This is a genomic window from Bradyrhizobium sp. LA6.8 (assembly GCF_040547935.1).
Taxonomy (GTDB): Bacteria; Pseudomonadota; Alphaproteobacteria; order Rhizobiales; family Xanthobacteraceae; genus Bradyrhizobium; species Bradyrhizobium barranii.
This window is the reverse complement of record NZ_JBEPQQ010000003.1, coordinates 311,615-328,999: the sequence shown is the minus strand read 5'-3', so window position 1 is coordinate 328,999 and position 17,385 is coordinate 311,615. Positions and strand designations below refer to the sequence as shown.

Genomic DNA, 17,385 nt, shown 5'->3' with positions numbered 1-17,385 from the left:
GCAAAAAGCAGAAAGGCCGCACCTTCCGGGTGCGGCCTTTCTCGAAAACTCGGCTGAATTCAGTGGTTCAGCGGCGTCGTCGGACATGGCGCACCCTCTCGTCGTCGCGGAAGCGACGGCGGAGCATTTCGGTGCGCTGATGGGTCCGAGCGTTGATCATGGGGCGGGTCCCTACAGCCGAAGGGCAGGGCTTGTCAAGCCCATGCTCGGGCAGCGTTCAACCCTCAACGACCGCGCGAGCGTCGCGTTCACGAGCATCGAGCGATGGTCGCTGGCCGGCACTGTAGGATGGTCTCGCCTCAAGGATCGGCGCCTCCACCCCGACGGCCATCAGTGCCGTGACGATGACCGTCAGGGCAACGTACAAGATCAAACCTGCGGAGCTCTCTGCTGCGCCGAGGCGCTCCAGCGCCGCCAGCACGAGCAGGTGGAACAGATAGACCGAGTAGGAGATGCGGCCGAGGAAGAGGCTTGCGCTGACAAGGAATGGCCGGCTCGCAAGACGCGGCGCGAGTGCAAGCGCGGCCACGATCGCGGCGGCGCCGAACGCGGATGCGTAGAGGTGGAACAGCGCCTCGAGCGCGAGCGACGGCTGGCCGGCAAGCCGAAGCGTGAGCGCGAAGGCGGCGCTGCCGACGGCGAGGAGCGTCATCCCTGCGCGCACTGGGGTGACCGCGCGCAGCAGGCGGCCGTCCGAGACGGCGAGATACAGGACAAAGCCCCAGGCGATGGCATCGACGCGGAACGCGACAACGCGGCGCACCTCCGGACCCCAGTTGGCCCAATCCCCGAAGGCGAACCGGACAATCGTGACCACTCCGATATAGATCAGCGCGGCTAGAAGCGCCGTCCGCCGGCGACCGGGGACAAACGCCGACGCAACCAGCAAGAGAACGGGAAAGGTCACATAGAACCATTCCTCGACTGACAGGCTCCAGGCGATCGCGAAATAATCGTGATCGTTGGCTTGCCCGACCAGGTTCTGCACATAGAAGGCGTAACGAACGAAATCCGCGCTGAACGCTTGGCGCGCCGTGATCGAGACGAGAACGAGCGCGATCAGGTAGGGCGGCACAGTGCGCATCCAGCGCCGCACGAGGAAGACGCCGAGATTGCGCAGGCGGAAGGAGCTTGCGGCCACCATCAGGATCTGCGGGGCCAGGACGTAACCGGACAGCACGAAGAAGATTTCGACGCCGAGAATCGAGATGGTTTCCGCGGTCGGCGCGCTGGCGGAGCTGGCCATGAAAAAATGCGGGATCGCGACGGAGAAGGCGGCGATGCCGCGCAAGAGATCGAGCGAAGCGATCCGACCCGTCACGTTGCAATCCCGCAGGCCTTGAGGCCGCGCAAGGTTGCATCCGCGAGCGCCTTGTTGCCGGCGGCGCTGAAATGACCGCTGTCCGTGCGCAGCATTCCCGTTCGTGAATACGCGTCCTTCAGTTCGGGCGAGGGATCGACGATGCAGATGCCGGGTTGGCTGCCGACGGCCTCCATCATCATCGTCAGGCTGTGTCCAAGCTCGCCCTGAATGTCGGGCGACGGAATGAGCAGGAGCACAAAGCGATTGTTGCGGACGGCGGCTTCACGGGCAAATGTTTGGATCAGCGACACGCCAAGACGCCGCAAGGCGGCCATGTCTTCCCGCGGCGAAGCGAGGCTTGCGGCATTGAATTGCTCGGTGCGGGTCAACTTGCGATAGATCGCGGTCGCCACATGGAACGAGAATGGAAAGGCGAGCGGGGTCCACTCGGCGGCGGGCATGTCGCTGGTGATGGCATCGCGGATCGCGGCGACGTCGGCTGCGGGGCGGGGGATCAGCACGAGGCGGTCTTTCTCAAGCACGAATCTCGGCTTGGTCAGGCTAGCCCGCGGAGAATGATCATCCGACAGCGAGAAGAAGGCCGGGGACGAGGCCCCGGCGCCGACGAGCATGAGTTCGATGAGCCCGAGGATGACGATCGAATCCGAACGTGAATGCTCGCGATACAGCAGCAATGTCTGGTCGATACTGAAGCCGCCGATGCCGTGATTATCGATTTGGCAGCCCAAGGCTTGCGAAACCAGGTATGGCCAGGTTTCTGCGGCGGCGACATCCGGGCTCTGGGTGAATGACCCGCCCCATGCAGAGCCGCAAGTTGCGGCGCCGGCCTTCGGCACGGGCTGCGTCGGAAGTTCGCCTTGCCGGGGCCAGCCGGTGAACGAGCCCTCGCGCTCATGGGGCAGGATCGCGGCGATCTCGGCATCGAGCCGCCATGGCTTGTAGAGCAGGTATGGATTGCCGCGCGCGATCGAGGCGAGCCCGAAGCCGAAGAACATCATGTCGGCGATGGCCGCAAACAGCGCGAGTCCGATGGCGCGCCGGACGATCGGAGCCATCTTAGAAATACTTGTAGTGGAAACGCGACGTAACGGCCTCGTCAGAGAGCAGAAGCAGCGCACCAAGCACAAGGGCAAGCACGGCAAGGGCCAGCAGGGCGCGGTTTTTCGACAGGCGTTTCGCTACCCCCGACGGGGGGCCTGGAGGGGCTTGTTCGTCGATCATGATGCGGTCCGAGCGGAGATCTCGGTCGCTGTTAGCGCGACTCAGCGTAAAGTTCAATCACTGCGATAGTCGCGGTCGGGCCGCTTTCTGCGGTCTGAGGCTGCCGTATCCAGCGGGATCGATGGGGCGGTTGCGATCGGCAACCGCCCGCTCCGGGTCGCTTCGCCGAGCGTGGCTCACTCAGCATGTTGATCGCGCCAACCTGTACTCCGCAATAGATTGGATGTCATTTGATTGCCGTACAGAAACCATTGCGCCTCTAGCGCGTTTGTGATCGAAGGACGCGACTTGGTTCGAACCGAATGCATCACGGGTCAGACCAAGAAGGCGGGACCAACCAGATAGTTTGAAGACCTTGTCCGATACGCCTTATCCAATCGACCTCGACAGCATTCGCGGCGCGTTTCCGCCGGGCATCGAGGCGCCATCCCTGCTGGTCGACTTTGCCGATTGGCTGAACGGGCGCCCCTGGGGCAGCGTCGGCCGTTTCTCCCTGCAAGGCCAGTTCTCCGATCAGGCGCCGATCTTCGACGGCAGTCCCTTGCGCGACAGGTTTTCACTGTTCATGCGGCTGCCGGATGGCTCGGCCGTCGGCGGCTGGTATGGCGCGGGTCTTGATCGCGACAATCCGCCGATCGTGGGGCTGGGCTCCGAGGGCGATTACGAGCTGCTCGCGCCGAGCCTCGACGGCTTGCTGGCGAAGCTGACGTCGCAGCAATTCGACAAGGCCTGGAGCGATCTCAAGCCGCATGACGAGGTCGAGTGCCAGACCGACGAGCTCGCGAAATGGCTTGCCGGGCAGCCGATCGGCGACAAGGCGGCATGTGACGACGGCGCCGCGGAGCTTCCCGACTTTCGCGGCTTCGTGGAAAAATGGAGCCGGGATCGCGAAGACTATTGGGCCAATCATCGCTTGATGGCCGAGCTCGGCTGGCGGCTCGCCGCGCATCTGCCCAAGGGCAAGAAACCCTGGGACAAGACCCGCTTCGAGGTCGCGATCGTCGGCAAGCAGTACGAGGCCCGCGTCCTGACCCTCGGCCCGCAGCCGTTCGAGGAGGCCGCCTCGATCGAATCGCTGCTGCGCGATCTGCGCGAGGAGATGCGCAAGGCACAGCCCGAGCTCGGGCTGTGGCACGCGATGAAATTCGGCCTCTATGTCGACGGCCGCGTCATGCCGAACTTCGAATACGATGTGCGTCCGATCATCGGCGGCGAGCCGGCGCAGCTCTCCGAAGCAAAGGCCGATCTCGCGCGCGCCCCGCGCCCGGAGCGGTGGGTGCCGAAATGGCTGGCGTGACGGAACACCGTCAGAATCCCGTCACGGAGCCGTGCAATCAGGTTGCTGATTGAATTAGCTTCTCGTCGGGGTAGTTCGCTGATGCGCGGCCTTTGTCACCGGTTGATTGTCGCGATCCTGCTGATGTCAGCGGCCTCGGCCGCAGACGCGCAAACCGAGCTCGCGGAAAGCGCCGTTGCCGACCTTCCGATCGTGCTGGCTACCGATCCCGCGCTCACGCGGCCTCACGTGATCACACCGGACGAAAAGAAAAACAGCGATGAGGCCGATGCTGGCGGCGTTATTCTCACCTACGTTTTTGAAACGAAGCTTCGCCTTCGGTCGGAGAGGTACTTCCTGGTTGTCTGCAGCTCCGGCGGTAGTGCCGACTACAATTGCGTATTTAACCTGATTGGAGGCGCGGGCGATCTCTATCAAGACCAGATCGAAGGCCTCCGATTCGAGATACCCGGCGACGGTTGCGTCTACGCCTCCGGTCACGTCAATACGATGTTCGACCATCGACGCAAGTACTGCCTTGACGACGACCGGTTGAAGGAGGTTAACCAGCCGTTTCATTACGTCGGCCTCAAGTCAAAGACGCTGCATGACTTGACGTTCTATTTCGATAAGGCTGCGACGAATGCGGTCGGCACCATTCCGAAGGGTGAGTTCGTTGAGGTGCTCGTCGCAAGCGACCGACGTGAGGAGGACTCGTCCGAGCGCTACCATTTCCTCGTTCGGAACAAGAATGGACTGACTGGTTGGGTCAGTCTGGCCGGAGGTCAGCAAGCGGAAGACATCGAGGGAATCTTTTTTGCCGGCGACTAGTCGCGTCGAACCGGTATTCTTCTGCTGTCGTGCCATCTTGACCTCGCGGGAACGGCACCTTCGATCCCCCTTGCGATCCCCCTTGACTTAGAGTGCGCTCGAAGGGGTATCTGTACGTGCGTCAGTACGAGAACGGGCACACATGAAGATCGGCGACCTCGCAAAACGAACCGGCTTGTCGACGCACACGTTGCGTTATTATGAGCGCGTCGGGCTGCTGCCATACGCAGACCGGGATCGTTCCGGCCAGCGTGACTTTGACGCATCGATCCTGACATGGATCGCATTCCTCGGTCGGCTCAAGACCACGGGAATGCCGATCCGGGACATGTTGCGTTATGCGGCGCTTCGTGATGAAGGCGATGCCACCGGGCCAGCCCGGCGGCAGATGCTGGAAATCCACCGGGAACAGGTTCGCACGCAGATTGCCGAACTCCAGGAATGCCTGCTCGTCCTTGATACCAAGATCTCCGGTTATGCCGGCGATGAACAGAGGACGAAGGAAAATGACGCACGCCCAAACACAAGCCGAAAGCCGCTTCGATCGCGGCCAGCGGGCCCTGTCACGCATTGACGGCAGAGCCGGCGAAAAGGTCGTCGCCTCACTCGCCGACATCGCTCCGGATTTCGCACGATACGTGATCGAGTTTCCTTTCGGCGACATTTACAGCCGCCCGGACCTCGGCCTGCGCGATCGAGAGATCGCGACGATCGCCGCGCTGACAGCGCTCGGAAATGCCGCGCCTCAGCTCAAAGTGCATATCGAGGCGGGTCTGAACGTCGGGCTGTCTCGCGACGAGATCGTGGAGATCATCATGCAGATGGCCGTCTATGCGGGCTTCCCGGCGGCGGTGAACGGGCTGTTCGCAGCCAAGGAGGTGTTTTCCGCGCATGACGGACGGCAGGCGTCGGGAGAAGCGACGTGACGAACTTCGAATACGATGTGCGCCCGACCATCGACGGCGAGCCCGCCAAGCTGACCGAAGCCAAGGCCGATCTCGCCCGCGCCCGACGCCCGGAGCGCTGGGTGCCGAAATGGCTGGTTTGACGGAGCTGTAGCCCAGCGACGGTCTGCTCCCTGCAAGCTTGAGGCACAGAGGCTTCCACAGCGTCATGGCCGGGCTTGTCCCGGCCATCCACGCATTGCCCAGTGGCACGAAGAACGTGGATGCCCGGGACAAGCCCGGGCATGACGACCTTCTTCATATCCGGTTGCAGCGACCCGCAAGAGAGGTGACGCGATCGTTGGCGCCGTCAGAACCCTGCGACGCTACCGTGCAGGTCGTATTGGTCGGCGCGCTCGATCTTTGCGGTGACGATCTCGCCGACGCGCAACGGGCGGCGGCTCGACAGGTAAACCGCGCCGTCGATCTCGGGCGCGTCGGCCTTGGAGCGGCCTTTTGAAACCGTCGGGCCGACCTCGTCGATGATGATCTGCTGGCGCGTGCCGACCTTGCGCTTCAGCCGGCGCGCGGAGATCTTCTGCTGGCGGGCCATCAGCGCGTTGTAGCGCTCCTGCTTGATCTCTTCGGGTACGGGGTTCTCGATCGCATTCGATGTCGCACCCGCAACCGGCTCGTATTTGAAGCAGCCGAGGCGATCGATCTCGGCCTCATCCAGCCAGTCAAGCAGATAGGCGAAATCGGCATCGGTCTCGCCGGGGAAGCCGACGATGAAGGTCGAACGCAAAGCGAGATCGGGACATTCCTCGCGCCAGCGCTTGATCCGCGCCAGCGTCTTGTCCTGCGCTGCGGGGCGCTTCATCGCCTTCAGCACCTCGGGGCTCGCATGCTGGAATGGGATGTCGAGATAGGGCAGCACCTTGCCCTCGTTCATCAGCGCGATGACTTCGTCGACATGCGGGTAGGGGTAGACATATTGCAGCCGGACCCAGGCGCCGAGTTCGCCGAGCTCGCGCGCGAGGTCGAGGAATTTAGCGCGGACCGGGCGATCCTTCCACGGGCTCTCGGCATATTTGAGATCGACGCCGTAGGCGGAGGTGTCCTGCGAGATCACCAGCAGCTCTTTGACGCCAGCGCCGACGAGGCGCTCGGCCTCGCGCAGCACGTCATTGGCCGGACGCGAGACGAGGTCGCCGCGCAGCTTCGGGATGATGCAGAACGTGCAGCGGTTGTTGCAGCCCTCGGAGATCTTCAGATAGGCGTAGTGGCGCGGCGTCAGCTTGATGCCCTGCGGCGGCACCAAATCGAGATGCGGATTGTGGGCGGGCGGCAGCGCGCGATGCACGGCGTCCAGCACGCTCTCATATTGCTGCGGGCCGGTGATGGAGAGCACGCCGGGATAGGCTTGCTCGATCTGCTCGGGTTCCGCACCCATGCAACCGGTCACGATCACTTTGCCGTTCTCGGCCATGGCCTCGCCGATCGCAGAGAGCGATTCCTGCTTGGCGCTATCGAGGAAGCCACACGTATTGACGATGACGATGTCGGCCCCGTCATGCTTGCGGGCGAGCTCGTAGCCCTCGGCGCGCAGGCGCGTGATGATGCGCTCGGAATCCACCAATGCCTTGGGACACCCGAGCGACACGAAGCTGACCTTGGGCGCAGCCGTCTGATCCATATCCAAATCTGCCTGATTGACAGGCCTGAGCTAGTCCCAATTGCCCATAATTACAACCCTTTGCATCGCCCTCCGGCATGCTATGGATGAATCGCCGGGTGGTGAGTGAGCTATGAGCGCCGAACAGTCGCCTAAAATCGTGATTGTCGACGAAAGCCCGATCCGGGCTGCGATCCTCGAGGAAGGGTTGCGGGAGGCCGGATTCACGCAAGTCGTCCATATCCGCGAGATGCAGAGCCTGCTCGCCCGTATTTATGCGGTGGATCCCGATATCATCCTGATCGATCTGGAAAACCCCAGCCGCGACGTGCTTGAGGCGATGTTCCAGGTCAGCCGCGCCGTGAAGCGGCCGATCGCGATGTTCGTGGACCAGAGCGATTCAGCCTCGATCCAGGCGTCCGTGGAGGCGGGAGTATCCGCCTACATCGTCGACGGGTTGAAGAAGGAGCGCATTAAGCCAATCCTCGACCTCTGCGTGTCCCGCTTCAACGCCTTCGCAAAACTCCAGGAGGAGCTGGAGCGCACCAAGTCGCAGCTCGAGGACCGCAAGATCATCGAGAAGGCCAAGGGAATTTTGATGAAGGTCAAGGGCCTCACCGAGGACGAGGCCTACGTGCTGCTGCGCTCCACGGCGATGCGCGAGAAGAAGAAAATCGGCGAGATCGCGCAGTCGATCATCACCGCGTCGGAGATGCTGAAATGACCGGTCCCCTCCGCATCGGGTTCATCCCGCTGGTCGACGCCGCCGCCCTGATCGTCGCCGTCGACAAGGGCTTTGCTGCCGCCGAAGGGCTCGAGGTCGAGCTGGTGCGCGAGGTCTCCTGGTCCAACGTGCGCGACAAGCTCAATATCGGCCTGTTCGACGCCGCGCATCTGCTGGCGCCGGTGGCGATCGCGTCCTCGCTCGGGCTCGGCCACGTCAAGGTGCCGATCGCGGCGCCCTTCAATCTCGGTATCAACGGCAACGCGATCACGGTCTCGCCGGCGCTCCATGCCGCGCTGATGGAGGAGATCGACGGTGACCGCTTCGATCCGCTTGTCACGGCGAAAGCGCTGGCGAAGGTCGTCGCGAAGCGGCGCAAGCTAGGTGCCGATCCGCTGACCTTCGGCATGACCTTCCCGTTCTCGACCCACAATTACCAGCTGCGGTTCTGGATGGCGGCGGCCGGCGTCGATCCGGATGAGGATGTGCGTCTCGTGGTGCTGCCGCCGCCCTACATGGTCGATAGCCTCGCCAATGGCCATGTCGATGCGTTCTGCGTCGGCGCGCCCTGGAACTCGGTCGCGGTCGATCTCGGCATCGGCCACATCCTGCATTTCGTCTCCGACATTCTCGTGCGCGCGGCTGAGAAGGTGCTGGCGGTTCGCCAGGTCTGGGCCGACAAGCATCCGGATGTGGTGGCAGCGCTGGTGCGCGCGGCCGTGAAGGGCGCCGAGTTCATCGAGAACCCCGCGAACCTGTCTGAGGCGGCGCGGATCCTGGCGCAGCCGGAACGGATCGGCGTCGATGCCGAAGTCATCCAGCGAACGCTCACCGGGCGCCTGAAGATTTCTCCCGACGGCACCCTCCGCGAGAGCGGTCGCTATCTCCTGGTCGGACGCGAAGGGGCAGGGCGCCCCGATCCGGTTCAGGCGGCCTGGCTCTATGCGCAGATGGTGCGCTGGGGGCAGACCGCACTGACGCCGGACGGCGTCAAGACTGCGATGGCCGTGTTCAGGCCCGACCTCTACGACGCAGCCCTTGGTCAGCAATCGCCCGCTGAAGCCCCCGCGGCGTTCGGGGCATTTGCGGGCCCGGCCTTCGATCCCGGCAACATCCGCGGGCATCTGGAGGCCTTTGAGGTCGGACGCTGGAAGGCCTGATTCGGTCCTGCATCATTTTTGGGCGGAAGAGATCATCGGCTAAATTTTGGGCCGCCTGCTCGAATTTCATGAGAGTTCCGGACCGCGATTTTCCGGGCTCGTCTGTATCCATCTGAAATCAAAGCAATTTTCATTTCATCGAAGCTGGCACGCAACTTGTATGTTGCAGTGCGGCCAGCTTGTCACAGACGCCTGCTGAGCCGAGTCCCGCAGCAACGAAGCTGACCGGACCGTTGGGTGCGCAGCCGGCTTCTTGAGCCAGCCGAGTTCCTCGCGGGTCGCGCAATTTTCCGTCGATGCCACCCGGTGGCCGCAGGAGCTTCGTTACCGACCATGAAAATCGATACGCTCTCAGTCGACTTTTCCGACGAGCAGAAACGCTATCTCGAAGGCTTCACGACCGGTTTGCAGATCAGCCGGGTCGGTCGCGGTCTTGGCGGCAGCGCCGGCAAGGCCAATGCCGAGCCCACGGGCCCCGACGCCGTCCACATCAAGGCGCAGGACAAGGTCATCGCAGCCGGCAAGAAGCTCGCCGACCAGGAGAAGTTCAAGCGCGACGAGCATCCCTTCGATGCCTATCCGCGACTGCGGCAGCAGGCGCTCGACAACGCGCCGCCGAGCCCGGCGGACAATTTCCGCTGGCGCTATTACGGCATCTTCTACGTCGCGCCGACGCAGGACTCCTACATGTGCCGGCTGCGCATCCCGAACGGCATCATGAAGCACTGGCAGCTGTCCGGCCTTGCCGATCTCGCCGACGATCTCTGCGGCCCGTACAGCCACGTCACGACGCGCGCCAATCTCCAGCTCCGCGAGATCCCGCCGAAGAATGCGATCAAGCTGATCGAGGGCATCCAGGACCTCGGCCTGTGCTCACGCGGCTCCGGTGCCGACAACATCCGCAACGTGACGGGAACGCCGACCGCCGGCATCGATCCGCAGGAACTGATCGACACGCGCCCCTATGCTCGCGAGTGGCACTACCACATCCTCAACGACCGCTCGCTCTACGGCCTGCCGCGCAAGTTCAACGTCGCCTTCGACGGCGCCGGCAGGATCGCGGTGCTGGAGGAAACCAACGACATCGCCTTCACGGCGTTCGAGGTGAAGGACGGTTTTGGCGTCGAGCCCGGTGTCTGGTTCCGCCTCGGCCTCGGCGGCATCACCGGCCACAAGGACTTTGCAAAATATTCCAACATCATCGTCAAGCCGGAGCAGGCCACCGCCGTCGCCGACGCCATCGTGCGCGTGTTCATCGATCACGGTGACCGCACCAACCGCAACAAGGCGCGTTTGAAATACGTGCTCGATGCCATGGGCCACGACGGTTTCCTTAAACTCGTCGAGGAGCGGCTGAAGACGCCGTTCACGCGCGTGCCGGAAGAGGCGTTTGCGCCGCGGCCAGCCGCGGACCGCATGGCGCATATCGGCGTGCACAAACAGAAGCAGGACGGCTTGAACTGGATCGGCGTCTCGCTGACGCTCGGCAAGATCAGCTGCGATCAGATGCGGGGTTTGGCCAAAGTGGCGCAGGACCTCGGCGACGGCGAGATCCGCCTGACCGTCTGGCAGAACCTGCTGATATCGGGCGTGCGCGACGAGAATGTCGAACTCGCCATCGCGGCGATCAAGCAGATCGGGCTCGCGGTCGAGGCCTCGCACATCCGCGCCGGCCTGATCGCCTGCACCGGCAGTGCCGGCTGCCGTTTCGCGGCTTCCAATACCAAGCGCAATGCCGCCGAGATCGGCGACTGGTGCGAGCCGCGCGTCGCCATGGACAAGCCGGTCAACATCCACGTCACCGGCTGCCATCATTCCTGCGCGCAGCATTACATCAGCGACATCGGCCTGATCGGAGCGCGCGTGCCGATCAACGACGAAGACACGGTGGACGGCTATCACCTCTTCACCGGCGGCGGGTTCGGTCCCGATGCGGATGTCGGGCAGGAGGTCTATCACGACCTCAAGGCCGAAGACGCGCCGAAGACGGTCGAGGGACTGCTCAAGGCCTATATCGCCCACCGCTCGTCGCCCGACGAGACCTTCCTGTCCTTTGCGCGCCGCCATGACGGCGAAACGCTGCGCAAGCTTGCCGATGCACAGGTGTCCGCATGAACCAGATCACGCCTCCGCCGAAACTCGACATCATTCCCGCCAGCGCGCCGTTCTCCGACGCGCAGCGCTCCTGGCTCAACGGCTTCTTCGCCGGGCTGCTGTCGCCTGATGTGGCCACGCCGCTGTCGGCGGAGCAAGGCGCAGCCGTCATGCAAGCCGGCGACGGCGACGACGGTGAAGCGCCGTGGCACGACCAGACCATGCCGATTGCGGACCGGATGAAGCTCGCCGAAGGCCGTCCCGTGCGCCGCAAGATGATGGCCGCGATGGCGCAGCAGGATTGCGGCCAGTGCGGCTACAATTGCCACGACTATTCGGAGGCGATCGCCACCCGTAGCGAAGCACGGCTTAATCTCTGTGTCCCCGGCGGCAAGGAAACCGCGCGGATGCTGAAGTCGCTGTACGAGGAGCTGGATAAGGCGCCGGCGGCCAATGCGGCCGACAAGGTGGATGCGGTGGCGGCGCCGGCCGTGACGGTGACGATCGCCGAGCCTGGCCGCTCGCGCGACAATCCGATCGCGGCGACATTCCTGTCGCGGCGCCTGCTCAACAAGGGGAAGTCGGAGAAAGAGACCTATCACGTCGAGTTCGATCTCGCCGAGAGCAAGCTCGACTATGTCGTTGGCGATAGTTTCGGCGTGTTCGCACGCAATGAGGTCGGCCTCGTCGATCAGATCATCGCGCTGCTGGGCGCCTCCCACACCACCAAGGTCAACGGCAAGACGCTGCGCGAAGTGCTGATCGACGACGTCTCGCTGTCGCCGGCGCCCGACACGCTGTTCGAGCTGCTCTCCTTCATCACCGGCGGCGCGCAGCGCGAGAAGGCGCGGGCGCTGGCGCAGGGCGAGGATCCCGATGGCGACGCCGCCACGCTCGACGTCATGGCGGCGCTCCAGAAGTTTTCGGGCACGCGGCCGCATCCCGAAGCCTTCGTCGAGGCGCTGGAGCCGCTCCAGCCGCGGCTCTATTCGATCTCGTCCTCGCACAATGCGACGCCGGGAAAACTGTCGCTGACGGTAGACTCCGTGCGTTACGTCATCGGCAAGCGCAAGCGGATCGGCGTGGCCTCGACCTTCCTCGGCGAACGCATCGCCGAGGGCGAGAAGCTCAAGGTCTATGTGCAGAAGGCGCATGGTTTCGGCCTGCCGCAGGATCCGAAGACGCCTGTCATCATGATCGGCCCCGGCACCGGCATCGCGCCGTTCCGCGCCTTCCTGCTCGACCGCAAGGCAACCGGCGCGCCCGGCAAGAACTGGCTGTTCTTCGGCCACCAGCGCAGCGATTGCGATTTCTTCTATCAGGAAGAGCTCAACGCGATGAAGACCTCGGGGCTGTTGACGCGCATGTCGCTGGCCTGGTCGCGCGACGGCGAGAAGAAGTTCTACGTGCAGGACCGCATGCGCGAGGTCGGCCGCGAGGTGTGGACCTGGCTTGCCGAAGGCGCGCATCTCTACATCTGCGGCGATGCCAAACGCATGGCCAAGGACGTCGAGCGCGCACTGGTCGACATCGTCGCGCAGTTCGGGGCACGTTCTACGGATGAGGCCGTCAGTTTTGTCGCCGAACTCAAGAAGACGGGCCGCTTCCAGGCTGACGTCTACTAAGGCGCGAGCCGATCAGCGCAAATCGTCCCGGCGGCGCAACCGCCGGACGTCGCGCCGCTGGGCCGTTTCTACTGTGCATGGGGTTGTTTTCGACAATTTTGTTTGGAGGGGGTCTGAATGCCTTCGCCCGACTGTCATCTCACCGTCATCCGGGCCGGTTCCAGCTGGCTCGGATCTTAACGAATAAGATTCTCGGAACCCTCGGGTGCAGAGAATTTGCGCCTGCGACGGGGCGCCTTCAGAGAACCTCCATCGCTATTTTCGCCGCCATCTTGCCTCCCGCCAGGGTTGATCCTTCATACTCCCACAAATGGGGCGTTGGAGATCGACCATGCGCGAACTATCGGCGGAAGCCAGGCTGCACTTCTACGCGCGCTCGCTCTCGCGTCGGACCGGGGCGAGCATGCACCACGTTGGGCTCTACAGCGCCTTCGCGGTCATCGCCGCCATCGTGTTCGGCACGCTTTCGGTGCACCCGTTCTGATTACGCCCCGCGCTTGAACGGCGCGACCTCGATCCCCGCATCCTTCAGCGCCTGACGCAGCGTGCGCGCGATCTCGACGGCGCCGTGCGTGTCACCGTGGATGCACACCGTGTCCGTGCGCATCTTGATCACCTTGCCTGTCACCGAGACCACCGCGCCGTCCTGCACCATGCGCACTACACGGTCGGCGATCGCCTTGGCATCGTGCAGCACCGCGCCGGGCTTCTTGCGCGAGACGAGGTTGCCGTCGTCCTCATAGGCGCGGTCAGCAAATACCTCGTGCACCATCGGCAGATTGGCGTCTTCGCCGGCCTTCACCAGCTTCGAATTGGCGAGCACGACGAAGATCAGGCTCGGGTCGACCGCCCTGATGCCGGCGGCGATCGCCTTGGCCGTCATGTCGTCCTCGCAGGCGACGTTGGAGAGCGCGCCGTGCGCCTTCACATGCGTGACCTTGTGGCCGGCCGCGGTCGCGATCGCCTGCAACGCTCCGATCTGGTAGGCGACGAGGTTCTCGATCTCGGAGGCCTTCAGGCCCGCGATCGGATGCCGGCCGAAACCGTGCAGGTCGCGGTAGCCGGGATGGGCGCCGACCGAGACGCCGCGCGCCTTCGCGAGTTCGACCGTCCGGCGCATGATGTCGGGGTCGCCGGCATGGAAGCCGCAGGCGACGTTGACCGAGCTGGCAAGGTCGATCATCGCGGCGTCGTTGCCCATCTCCCACGCGCCAAAACCTTCGCCGAGGTCGCAATTGAGATCGATCGTCTTCATGGGGTGCTCTCCGCCTCTGGTCGTCTTGTCGCTTACGGCTCCGCCGTGACCTGCCAGGTCCCGGCATCCATGGCGCTCACCGCATAGCCCGCGACATTAGCATCGCTGAGCGCCTCGATGTTCAGCTCGACGGTGTCGGAAGAGCGCAGGCGATCGGGCAGGTTGCGGATGAGTTGCGCGAACTTGCGCGCCTCCTCCTGCGCCTCGGCCATGGTGACCTCAAGGAAGCGGAACGCGGTTCCCGCCGAGGTCTGTGCGAGGCGGCCGACATCGGCCGTGATCACGGTTGCGATCTTCGGATAGCCGCCGGACGTGCCGCGATCCATCATCAGCGCGATCGGCGAGCCGTTGCCGGGGACCTGGATGCTGCCGTTGACGGTACCGTCGGAGACGATGTTGTGGCCATGCAGATGCTTGATCGCCGGGCCCTCGAGCCGGTAGCCCATGCGGTCGGAGGTTGCCGAGATCTTCCACTCGCTATCGAGGAACAGCGCCTTGTTGGCGTCGTCGAACTCGTCGTCCTGCGGTCCGAGCAGGACGCGGATCGGACCTGTTGCAGGCTTCGGCAGCTCGATGCGCAGCTCGGGCGCGCCGCTTGCGGCATCAACTGTGAATTCATCGCCGGCCTGCAGCGGGCGCGGGTAGGGGCTGCCGAGGCCGGCGCGGGCGTTCACCGCAAGGCTGCCGAACACCAGTTCGCCTTTGATCCCGCCTTCGATCGCCAGATAAGTGAACGCGCCGCCGCGGGCAAAGCCCAGCGTCAGCGTCTCGCCGTCCTTGAGCGTCACTGACGTGTCCATGGCCACCGGCTTGCCGGCGACGTCCGCATTGCGCGGCGCGCCTGATATCGCGACGCGCACGGCGCCGTCTTTGGCGGTGAACGTGGCGCCGAAGGGGCCGATCTCGACCACGGCCGCGAACGGCTCGTTGCCGACCAGCGTGTTCGCTGCCGCCAGCGAAAGCCGGTCCATCGCCCCGCTGACCGTCAGGCCGTAGCGCTGCGCGCCGTGGCGGCCGCCGTCCTGGACGGAGCTTGCGGGACCGATGCTGGCGATCACGAGCCGGCTCATGCGACCACCTGCTCGGCGATGATCTCGCCGGCCTCGGCGGCGCGATCCTGTTCCTCGAAGGTCTTGTGGTCGATGGCGAAAAACGTCACGCGATCACCGGGTTCGGTGAGAAAGGTCGGATTCCGGTGGAGTTGATAGGTTCTGACCGGCGTGCGGCCGAGCAGGTGCCAGCCGCTTGGCGCGGCCAGGCACTGGATTCCGGCCTGGATACCGCCGATCGAGATCGTGCCGGCGGGCGTGAACAGCCGCGGGCTCTGCCGCCGCGACATGTGCAGGGATTTGTCGAGGCCGCTGAGATAGGACCAGCCCGGGGTGAAACCGATCATGGCAACGCGGTAGTCGCCGGCGATGTGACGGGCGACGATGTCGTCGGGCGTGGTGTTCAGCGCCTTGGCGACATCCTCGAGGTCGATGCCGTGTTCGCCGCCATAGGCGACCGGAATGCGCCAGCGCCGCGCCTTCGTGGCCGGCGGCAGCGGCTGGCTGGCGAGCGCAAGCAGCTTTTCGCCGAGCGCGTCGAAGCCGATCTTGCCGGGATCGTAATGCACCAGCAGCGAGCGATAGGTCGGAACGGTCTCGGTGATGCCGTCGATGGGGCTTGCTGCGAGCGCCTTGTCGAGCGCGAGCACGCGCTCGTTGGCGGCGTCATCGATGGTGCGGCTGAATTCGACCGTGACGGCGCTGTCGCCACTGGGCAGAAGGCGGGGCGGGGGAAGCGTCGCGGCCATGAGCTGTCGAAGGGCTGTCGAAATCGGGCTTCTCAGGAAATGCGGGCTCAGCCTTGAGTTCCGCTTTTCCTTGCTTCGCGTAAATGCGCCCGCAAGTCCAATAAATTAATGCAAGGGGAAACGATAAAGCGTTGTTATCGCGTCGCATAACAGCCCGGCGGCCCTGCGTTCTTGCTGGCTCTTTGGCCCTTGACGCAAGGGCTGCGGCTCGCAAGATGCGCGCGTTCTTTCCCGCCCATCCGGAGCTCGTTCTCGTCCATGTCGCTGTCCCCCGAAGCCCGCAAGACCCTCGCCGGCATCACCACTGCCACCATCACCACGGTCCTGCTGAAGAAGGGCCTGCGCAACGTGTGGATGCGCGGCGCGCGTCCGCTGCGTCCGGGCCTGCCGCGCCTGGTCGGGCCGGCCTTCACGCTGCGCTTCGTGCCGGCGCGCGAGGATCTGGCGACGCCGGAATCCTGGTCGTCGCCGATCTCGACCCGCACCGCGATCGAGGCGATGCCGGACGGCTGCATTGCCGTGGTCGACGCCATGGGCATCACCGATGCCGGCATCTTCGGCGACATTCTTTGCGCGCGCATGATGAAGCGCGGCGTGACCGCACTCGTCACGGATGGCGTGGTGCGGGACGTCGAGGGCGTGCTCGGTACCAATCTTCCGGTATGGTGCGACGGCTATGCCGCGCCGCCGTCGGTTGCAGGCCTCACCTTCGTCGGCTGGGGCGAGCCGATCGGCTGCGGCGGTGTTGCGGTGTTCCCGAACGACATCGTGGTCGCCGACCAGGACGGCTGCGTGCTGATCCCGCAGGCGATGCTCGATCACGTGCTCAATGAGGGCGTCGAGCAGGAGCGGATGGAAGCCTGGATCGTCAACGAGGTGAACAACGGCGCGGTGTTGCCGGGCCTCTATCCCATGAACGCCGAAACCAAGGCGCGCTACGCCGCCAGCAAGAAGTAACAGGAAACGAGGTATCCCATGGAAATCACCGTCGCAGGCACGCGGCCGACCCGCCGCGCGCCCAAGGAAAATTTTACGGGCACTGTGTTGCAGGACCCCGTGATCATGGCCCCGGCGCCGGCGCGGCTGAACTGCTCGCGCGTCACCTTTGAGCCGGGCGCGCGTACCAACTGGCACCACCATCCGCTTGGGCAGACGCTCTACGTGATTTCGGGCGTCGGCCGCGTCCAGACCAAGGGGGGCCCTGTCAAGGAGATCCGTCCCGGTGACACCGTCTGGATTCCGCCGGGTGAACTGCACTGGCACGGCGCCTCGCCAAACAACAGCATGTGCCACATCGCCATGCAGGAGGCGCTCGACGGCGTCTATTCGACCTGGCTGGAGCCGGTGACCGACGCGGAGTACGGCGCGGCGCTGGGCTAATCTCTCGTGCCCCGGATGCAATGCAGCGCGTAAGCGCGGCGTTGCTGATCCGGGGCCCGCAAGCTTCCTCAAAGCTAGTGCCCTTAGGTCCCGGCTCAGCGCAGCAACGCTGCGCGTTGCAGCGCGTCCGGGACGCAG

The 17,385-nt window shown here is 64.3% G+C and carries 19 protein-coding genes; 12 read left to right on the top strand and 7 right to left on the bottom strand.

The window, feature by feature from the left end:
• Positions 1-217 precede the first annotated feature (217 nt).
• Genes ABIA90_RS15185 through ABIA90_RS15175 form a run of 3 tightly spaced genes read right to left on the bottom strand, consistent with a single transcriptional unit; the run spans position 218 to position 2,545 of the window.
• A complete protein-coding gene (locus ABIA90_RS15185) occupies positions 218-1,321 on the bottom strand; it encodes an acyltransferase family protein (protein WP_354118188.1) in 1,104 nt (367 codons plus the stop codon).
• Complete coding sequence (locus ABIA90_RS15180) at positions 1,318-2,379, bottom strand: hypothetical protein (RefSeq protein WP_354118189.1); 1,062 nt, start codon at positions 2,377-2,379, stop codon at positions 1,318-1,320. Before ABIA90_RS15180 ends, ABIA90_RS15185 begins: the two co-directional genes overlap by 4 nt.
• Before the next feature lies 1 nt (position 2,380).
• A complete protein-coding gene (locus tag ABIA90_RS15175; RefSeq protein WP_354118190.1) occupies positions 2,381-2,545 on the bottom strand; it encodes a hypothetical protein in 165 nt (54 codons plus the stop codon).
• 346 nt (positions 2,546-2,891) lie between these two features.
• Here ABIA90_RS15175 and ABIA90_RS15170 point away from each other — a divergent pair, with 346 nt between their 5' ends.
• From ABIA90_RS15170 to ABIA90_RS15150, 5 genes are all read left to right on the top strand, one after another.
• Complete coding sequence (locus ABIA90_RS15170) at positions 2,892-3,842, top strand: hypothetical protein (protein ID WP_225048847.1); 951 nt, start codon at positions 2,892-2,894, stop codon at positions 3,840-3,842.
• A gap of 42 nt (positions 3,843-3,884) precedes the next feature.
• Complete coding sequence (locus tag ABIA90_RS15165; protein ID WP_354122456.1) at positions 3,885-4,652, top strand: SH3 domain-containing protein; 768 nt, start codon at positions 3,885-3,887, stop codon at positions 4,650-4,652.
• A gap of 142 nt (positions 4,653-4,794) precedes the next feature.
• The gene (locus tag ABIA90_RS15160; RefSeq protein ID WP_071913796.1) at positions 4,795-5,226 is read left to right on the top strand and encodes a MerR family transcriptional regulator; all 432 of its coding nucleotides are present in this window, start codon (positions 4,795-4,797) and stop codon (positions 5,224-5,226) included.
• The gene (locus ABIA90_RS15155) at positions 5,159-5,578 is read left to right on the top strand and encodes a carboxymuconolactone decarboxylase family protein (RefSeq protein WP_014495189.1); all 420 of its coding nucleotides are present in this window, start codon (positions 5,159-5,161) and stop codon (positions 5,576-5,578) included. The genes ABIA90_RS15160 and ABIA90_RS15155 overlap by 68 nt, the downstream gene beginning before the upstream one ends.
• The gene (locus ABIA90_RS15150) at positions 5,575-5,700 is read left to right on the top strand and encodes a hypothetical protein (protein ID WP_354118192.1); all 126 of its coding nucleotides are present in this window, start codon (positions 5,575-5,577) and stop codon (positions 5,698-5,700) included. Before ABIA90_RS15155 ends, ABIA90_RS15150 begins: the two co-directional genes overlap by 4 nt.
• A gap of 206 nt (positions 5,701-5,906) precedes the next feature.
• On the opposite strand, the gene rimO is transcribed toward ABIA90_RS15150, so the two are convergent.
• Positions 5,907-7,232: a 30S ribosomal protein S12 methylthiotransferase RimO gene (gene rimO, locus ABIA90_RS15145; RefSeq protein ID WP_354118193.1), complete on the bottom strand. Its 1,326-nt coding sequence runs from the start codon at positions 7,230-7,232 to the stop codon at positions 5,907-5,909.
• Between the two features lie 112 nt (positions 7,233-7,344).
• Here rimO and ABIA90_RS15140 point away from each other — a divergent pair, with 112 nt between their 5' ends.
• The 5 genes from ABIA90_RS15140 to ABIA90_RS15120 all read left to right on the top strand — a co-directional run bounded on the left by ABIA90_RS15140 (position 7,345) and on the right by ABIA90_RS15120 (position 13,298).
• Positions 7,345-7,935: an ANTAR domain-containing response regulator gene (locus tag ABIA90_RS15140; RefSeq protein WP_027559205.1), complete on the top strand. Its 591-nt coding sequence runs from the start codon at positions 7,345-7,347 to the stop codon at positions 7,933-7,935.
• Entirely contained in the window at positions 7,932-9,095 is a 1,164-nt protein-coding gene (locus ABIA90_RS15135; protein WP_166096613.1) for a CmpA/NrtA family ABC transporter substrate-binding protein, read from the top strand. Before ABIA90_RS15140 ends, ABIA90_RS15135 begins: the two co-directional genes overlap by 4 nt.
• A gap of 333 nt (positions 9,096-9,428) precedes the next feature.
• On the top strand, positions 9,429-11,210 hold the full coding sequence (locus ABIA90_RS15130; RefSeq protein ID WP_354118194.1) for a NirA family protein: 1,782 nt from the start codon (positions 9,429-9,431) through the stop codon (positions 11,208-11,210).
• Positions 11,207-12,814, top strand: coding sequence for a sulfite reductase subunit alpha (locus ABIA90_RS15125; RefSeq protein WP_354118195.1), 1,608 nt, complete (start codon positions 11,207-11,209; stop codon positions 12,812-12,814). Before ABIA90_RS15130 ends, ABIA90_RS15125 begins: the two co-directional genes overlap by 4 nt.
• 331 nt (positions 12,815-13,145) lie before the next feature.
• Positions 13,146-13,298 carry a hypothetical protein gene (locus tag ABIA90_RS15120; RefSeq protein WP_014495196.1) on the top strand — a complete coding sequence of 51 codons (153 nt, stop codon included), beginning with the start codon at positions 13,146-13,148 and terminating at the stop codon, positions 13,296-13,298.
• Here ABIA90_RS15120 and ABIA90_RS15115 read toward each other — a convergent pair whose 3' ends face one another.
• The 3 genes from ABIA90_RS15115 to pxpB are packed head-to-tail and all read right to left on the bottom strand — an operon-like array spanning position 13,299 to position 15,867.
• Positions 13,299-14,069 (bottom strand): LamB/YcsF family protein, encoded by a 771-nt coding sequence (locus ABIA90_RS15115; protein ID WP_135213662.1) that lies wholly within the window; start codon positions 14,067-14,069, stop codon positions 13,299-13,301.
• Positions 14,070-14,101: 32 nt separating this feature from the next.
• A complete protein-coding gene (locus tag ABIA90_RS15110; RefSeq protein WP_085399000.1) occupies positions 14,102-15,139 on the bottom strand; it encodes a 5-oxoprolinase subunit C family protein in 1,038 nt (345 codons plus the stop codon).
• Complete coding sequence (gene pxpB, locus ABIA90_RS15105) at positions 15,136-15,867, bottom strand: 5-oxoprolinase subunit PxpB (protein WP_063983234.1); 732 nt, start codon at positions 15,865-15,867, stop codon at positions 15,136-15,138. Before pxpB ends, ABIA90_RS15110 begins: the two co-directional genes overlap by 4 nt.
• A gap of 258 nt (positions 15,868-16,125) precedes the next feature.
• Here pxpB and ABIA90_RS15100 point away from each other — a divergent pair, with 258 nt between their 5' ends.
• The gene (locus tag ABIA90_RS15100) at positions 16,126-16,824 is read left to right on the top strand and encodes a ribonuclease activity regulator RraA (RefSeq protein ID WP_008129640.1); all 699 of its coding nucleotides are present in this window, start codon (positions 16,126-16,128) and stop codon (positions 16,822-16,824) included.
• Positions 16,825-16,842: 18 nt separating this feature from the next.
• On the top strand, positions 16,843-17,247 hold the full coding sequence (locus tag ABIA90_RS15095) for a (R)-mandelonitrile lyase (protein WP_014495201.1): 405 nt from the start codon (positions 16,843-16,845) through the stop codon (positions 17,245-17,247).
• Positions 17,248-17,385: the final 138 nt, after the last annotated feature.

Coding starts and splice junctions, on each gene's coding strand:
- ABIA90_RS15180 (WP_354118189.1), bottom strand. CDS start 2,379: ATGGCTCCGATCGTCCGGCGCGCCATCGGACTCGCGCTGTTTGCGGCC.
- ABIA90_RS15175 (WP_354118190.1), bottom strand. CDS start 2,545: ATGATCGACGAACAAGCCCCTCCAGGCCCCCCGTCGGGGGTAGCGAAA.
- ABIA90_RS15160 (WP_071913796.1), top strand. CDS start 4,795: ATGAAGATCGGCGACCTCGCAAAACGAACCGGCTTGTCGACGCACACG.
- ABIA90_RS15155 (WP_014495189.1), top strand. CDS start 5,159: ATGACGCACGCCCAAACACAAGCCGAAAGCCGCTTCGATCGCGGCCAG.
- rimO (WP_354118193.1), bottom strand. CDS start 7,232: ATGGATCAGACGGCTGCGCCCAAGGTCAGCTTCGTGTCGCTCGGGTGT.
- ABIA90_RS15140 (WP_027559205.1), top strand. CDS start 7,345: ATGAGCGCCGAACAGTCGCCTAAAATCGTGATTGTCGACGAAAGCCCG.
- ABIA90_RS15135 (WP_166096613.1), top strand. CDS start 7,932: ATGACCGGTCCCCTCCGCATCGGGTTCATCCCGCTGGTCGACGCCGCC.
- ABIA90_RS15130 (WP_354118194.1), top strand. CDS start 9,429: ATGAAAATCGATACGCTCTCAGTCGACTTTTCCGACGAGCAGAAACGC.
- ABIA90_RS15125 (WP_354118195.1), top strand. CDS start 11,207: ATGAACCAGATCACGCCTCCGCCGAAACTCGACATCATTCCCGCCAGC.
- ABIA90_RS15120 (WP_014495196.1), top strand. CDS start 13,146: ATGCGCGAACTATCGGCGGAAGCCAGGCTGCACTTCTACGCGCGCTCG.
- ABIA90_RS15115 (WP_135213662.1), bottom strand. CDS start 14,069: ATGAAGACGATCGATCTCAATTGCGACCTCGGCGAAGGTTTTGGCGCG.
- ABIA90_RS15110 (WP_085399000.1), bottom strand. CDS start 15,139: ATGAGCCGGCTCGTGATCGCCAGCATCGGTCCCGCAAGCTCCGTCCAG.
- pxpB (WP_063983234.1), bottom strand. CDS start 15,867: ATGGCCGCGACGCTTCCCCCGCCCCGCCTTCTGCCCAGTGGCGACAGC.
- ABIA90_RS15100 (WP_008129640.1), top strand. CDS start 16,126: ATGTCGCTGTCCCCCGAAGCCCGCAAGACCCTCGCCGGCATCACCACT.
- ABIA90_RS15095 (WP_014495201.1), top strand. CDS start 16,843: ATGGAAATCACCGTCGCAGGCACGCGGCCGACCCGCCGCGCGCCCAAG.